Origin of the sequence: Streptomyces sp. M2CJ-2 (assembly GCF_016757295.1) — a bacterium.
In the GTDB taxonomy this organism is placed as follows: domain Bacteria; phylum Actinomycetota; class Actinomycetes; order Streptomycetales; family Streptomycetaceae; genus Streptomyces.
The window spans coordinates 1-4,624 of the sequence record NZ_JAESIF010000161.1; the positions used below are offsets into that span (position 1 = coordinate 1).

Here is a 4,624-nt window from a genome sequence, read left to right on the forward strand (position 1 = left end):
GTGTTCTACCAGCTCGGCCGCCCTCGCCGGATGCGGGCATCGGAACCGAGATCACGACCCCGAACAGGCCCTAGTCCCGCATCAGGCAACGTTCGCCCTGTCGACCACGGGTTGTGCGGCGAGTGCTGTCGGGCGACGGTCGTGGAAACGCCGCGTAAATCCTTGCCACTGCCTGGTCGGACGCACCCGATCAGGCCTCACGCACGCCTACACAGAACATGCCTGGCACACCTGTCAGGAACATCAACAAACCTTTACCATAGGAGAGTTGACAGTGTTGAAGCAGCACACTAGAGGCCAGTGGCGGGGGCGTCCATGACCAGTCTTCCTGAAATCTCCGCTGAACTCGCCACCTACTTCTCGCTGGCGGCCGAGACCTTGGGCGCCGCCATGGTGGCGAGTGCCGCACAGCGCATCACGGACGGGTCGATCGACGTGGGCCAGGGCTACTTTCGCAGGCTCTTCCGCCGCGGCAGCGGCGAGGACACCCCGATTGCCCTGCCCGAGGGCCGCAGCGAACAGCGCGCCGACCAGATGCTCGGCGCGCTCTCCCCCGAGGACAGGCAGCGGCTGGCCGAGGCCCTGACGGCGTGGCTCGGCGAACAGCGGGACCGCCGTCCGGACGAGGCCCGCCTGGCGGAACTCATGGCAGCCGCCCCGGCGCCCACCCGCACGTACCACGTCACGGCCCACGGCCCGAACTCCGCCGCCATCGGCTCGGTGGGGGACGGCGCCACCTTCCACTTCGGCGGCGGCAGCCGTCACGGGGACGGAGCGTGAGCTCCGCCGGCCCCGGCGCGGGCAGGAGCTCCGAGGCCGGCAACGTCAGCTCCCGTGGCGTCGGCTCGTCCTCGTTCGGCTCGGTCGGTGACAACGCCACGTTCAAATGGGAGCTCAAGCGGCCGTTGACGCACGTCGCATGGCTCCCTGTGTCCGTCTGTCTCGTCATCGCCGCGACCATCGGCTTCGTTGTCTTCGCCGTCGCCCAGTGGCCCGGCGGCCCGCAGATCCAGTACGTGTGGTTCTACGTCCTCGTGGCCCTCGCTCTGCTGATCGCCGGCGCCGCCGCCCTGTACCCGGCCGACCGGACCGGGCAGACCTGCGACGCTGTACAGCAGGCCGCCGACACACGGCGGCGCAGGACGGCCCGCGCCATCCTCGTCGGCGCCGCCGCGCTCTGCTGCGGTGGCGGCGCGCTTGCCTGGGTGGACGTCGACCGCACCGGCGAGGTCGGCGTGGAGATGGCCATCCGGGGCACGCAGCCCGTGGGCGACACCGGCGGCACACTCACAGTGGAGATGACGCGGCCGGCCTCCGGCGACGTACGGGACAAGCTGCGTCTGGTGCTGACCATCATCGACGACGATCCGAGCACACCCACCTGCGTCGGCAGGACCACAGCGACGATCACCGCCGTCACCCCGGGCATCACCCCGAACGCGCGGGAGGTGCCCGCGCAGTCGACTGTCGACTTCGACCTCGGCGGGCGCGAGGGAGCGGTCCGATTCGCGGTCGACGTGTGGCCGGAGACAGGCTGCTCCATGCGCCTTGCGCAGGCCCGCGGAACGCTGCACAACAACTGAACCGAGACGACTGTGAGGACCGTTCATGGACAGAACACGGCACCGTTCCCGCGCGATCCGCACCGGGGCCGCCGGGGCGGCCCTTGTGGGAGCTGCCCTGGCCGGCTGCTCCTCGGAGCCCCCGTCGCTGTTCGCCGAAGGGAGGATCGAGGTCGGCGCCAAGAGCGATCAGCCGGGCACGAGCTACTCACCTCACGACGGCGAGTTCAACGGGTTCGACATCACAGTCGCCCGGGAAGTGCTCGACAGAGTGGGGGTCAAGTCCCTGGATTTCGAAGGCGTCCTGTCCGAGAACCGGGCCCGCGACCTGCATGAGGGGGACATCCAGCTCGTCGCGGCCACCTATTCGATCACGACGGACAGAATGGCGCCGAGGTCGGAAGACGGTGACGGGCTCGACTTCGTGGGCCCCTACGCATCCACTCAACAGGGTGTCCTTGTACGGACCGAGGACTCCGGACGCTACAAGCGCCTCAGCGACCTCAACGGACAGCTTGTCTGTGTCTGGAAAGGCACCACCTCCGCAGCGGAGCTGGAGAGAAAGGCGTACGGCGACATCCGCACTGCCACAGAAACAGACGCGCGGGACTGCGTCAGAAGACTGCGGGAGAAGACAGTCGACGCCGTCTCCACCGACCAGCTGATTCTCTACGGATTCATGGAAGACGACCCCGGTCTCACCGTCGAACGAGCCCTGACGTTCGGCGCGTTCAACGACTACGGCATCGCCATGGTTAAGGGCCACCGCGACGACTGCAGGAAGCTCCAGCAGGCCCTCATGGACTACGCGCGCAGCAACGACTGGGACCGGGACTTCCAGAACAATCTGCCCCGCGTCCCCAAGGCCATCCGCGACGAGGCCAGGCCCACCGACGACGATATCGACCGCTACTCCTGCCGCGACAAGCCGGGAAACGCGAAGGTGGACGACTGACGGCGTTGTCACGTTGTTGGGTGCGTGACTGCCTGAAGTTCCACCAAGGCCGGGTAGTTAGCGTTTACACAGGTCCCGCGAGGGATCCGTCGTCTGTGTGATGGCCGTGTAGCGGCCGGTGCGGACTCTCTTGATCATTCCTCTCTCGGTCCAGCGAGCGAGTTGTCGATAGGTGGCGACGAGGGTGACGTCACCGTCGGGACCGTTGCGGTACGCCGGTAGGCCAACCTCGTACCTCCAGCCGTCGGGCGCTTGGCGCCTGGACCACAGGTGCGCGACGACCTCCTGGTCCCCGGGCAGCAGCACCCGGATGGGCACCGGCACCGGCTCGGGGGCGGAGGACGTCATCATGCCCCCACCGTACGGACGGACGCCGAGGCACCGGCGCCCGGCGCGACGTGCGCGGGCACCGGTCTCTGTCCACAGGCTCCCCATGGCCAACTGGTCGCATGAGCGATGACGAGCAGCAGCCGGCCCCGCGCCGCGGCAAGGTCCTGGAGGCCCTCGCACGGGCGGAGCGAGGCGTGTTCACCCGGCCCGCGCCGAAATCCGCAAGGGCACAGGTGAAATTCCTTCTCACGCCGGCGAAGGGGTCCACCAAGGCCCTGGCGGAGCGCCTGGGCGTCTCGCGCCGCACGGTGGAGCGCTACCGCGCCGTGATGATCTGTAAGTTTTTGTCGGTGGTGGTTCGGCATGGTGGTGTCAGTGCGGTAGGTATCGGTTTTCTGCTGTTCAGCGTGCTGTGGTGGGAGTTTCGGGTGGTGACACGGATGCCGATCTGGGGCTGACGTTTTTGGGGCGTTGTCACGTTGGCTGACCGGCCTGGGATGATCTTGAAGTTGATCGTGCCGGGGAGGGGTTCGTTCGTGTCGCCCGTGTCGCCGTCGTACAAGGGCCACCGGTACCCGGTGGAGATCATCTCCCACTGCGTCTGGCTGTACTTCCGCTTCCCGCTCAGCTTCCGGGAAGTCGAGGAGTTGATGCTCGAGCGCGGCGTCATCGTGTCCCACGAGACGATCCGCCGGTGGTGTCTGAAGTTCGGGCAGGCCTACGCCAACGCGCTGCGCCGCCGGCGTGCGAGGCCGGGCGATAAGTGGCACCTGGACGAGGTCTTCCTCACGATCAACGGCGAGCAGAAGTACCTCTGGCGCGCGGTCGACCAGGACGGCAACGTGCTGGACGTCCTCGTCCAGAACAGGCGGGACAAGGCCGCGGCCAGGCGCTTCTTCCGTCGGCTCCTCAAGGGAATCGGGGCCGTGCCGCGGGTGGTCGTCACCGACAAGCTCCGTTCCTACGGCGCGGCGCACCGCGAGGTCATGCCCTCGGTGGAACACCGCTCGCACAAGGGCCTGAACAACCGGGCGGAGAACAGTCATCAGCCCACCCGGCAGCGGGAACGCGCCATGAAAGGCTTCCGCAGCGTCGGCGGGGCCCAGCGGTTCCTGGCCGCGTTCAGCGGCATCTCACCCCACTTCCGCCCCCACCGTCACCTGATGACCGCTCCCGACCACCGCGCCGAGATGACCGTCCGCTTCGCCATCTGGGAGCAGATCACCGGCGTCACTGTCCTGCCCACCGCGGCGTGACCCAGGCCCCCGCCCGACCCCTCCACGCCCTAACGCGCCCTCGATCGATCAACACCCCACCAACGTGACAACGCCCGTGGCAGCGGTGGCTGCGGAACCTCCGCGCGGGGCGCGGGGGTGGTATGTGACGCCCGCCCACATGTGGTGCAGAGGCGGCTCAGGCCACGTCACTTGCCCACCGGCGTACGGCAGCCCGAGCAGTGGCGGCTTCGGTGCCCCGGTCCCCAGCCATGTGAACGGTCGTGTGGTGCTCCAGGCTGCCCCAGTAGGCGTGTCCGTACTCCTCGGCACCGGCGGCGGTCGACCGGTTACGTGCACGCGCTGACGCTCGGCTGTGGCCGAGCAGTGAACGTGGCTCGCTGCACGGCCTCGGCGCCCCCGGGCGCGGTGTCCGTGCCGGGGACGCCGAGGCCGTGCGGTTTCACAGCTTCAGCAGGTGGAACGAGGGGGCTAGGGCCTGTTCGGGATCGTGATCATGTGGCGGGGGCAAGGCTGCGCAGCCAGATGATGGCGCCGCGCAG

At 68.3% G+C, this 4,624-nt stretch carries 4 protein-coding genes and 1 pseudogene; all 5 read left to right on the plus strand.

Features of this window, described 5'->3' with window-relative positions:
- The first annotated feature begins 315 nt into the window (after window positions 1-315).
- The 5 genes and pseudogenes from JL475_RS38065 to JL475_RS38085 all read left to right on the plus strand — a co-directional run bounded on the left by JL475_RS38065 (window position 316) and on the right by JL475_RS38085 (window position 4,103).
- The gene (locus JL475_RS38065; protein WP_202282778.1) at window positions 316-780 is read left to right on the plus strand and encodes a hypothetical protein; all 465 of its coding nucleotides are present in this window, start codon (window positions 316-318) and stop codon (window positions 778-780) included.
- Window positions 777-1,583, plus strand: coding sequence for a hypothetical protein (locus JL475_RS38070; protein ID WP_202282779.1), 807 nt, complete (start codon window positions 777-779; stop codon window positions 1,581-1,583). Before JL475_RS38065 ends, JL475_RS38070 begins: the two co-directional genes overlap by 4 nt.
- A 25-nt stretch (window positions 1,584-1,608) precedes the next feature.
- The gene (locus tag JL475_RS38075) at window positions 1,609-2,517 is read left to right on the plus strand and encodes a transporter substrate-binding domain-containing protein (RefSeq protein ID WP_202282780.1); all 909 of its coding nucleotides are present in this window, start codon (window positions 1,609-1,611) and stop codon (window positions 2,515-2,517) included.
- Window positions 2,518-2,966: 449 nt separating this feature from the next.
- A pseudogene (locus tag JL475_RS41630) lies at window positions 2,967-3,173 on the plus strand (HTH domain-containing protein); the annotation flags it as partial.
- Window positions 3,174-3,344: 171 nt separating this feature from the next.
- Window positions 3,345-4,103: an IS6 family transposase gene (locus JL475_RS38085; RefSeq protein ID WP_202282781.1), complete on the plus strand. Its 759-nt coding sequence runs from the start codon at window positions 3,345-3,347 to the stop codon at window positions 4,101-4,103.
- The last annotated feature ends 521 nt before the right edge of the window (window positions 4,104-4,624 follow it).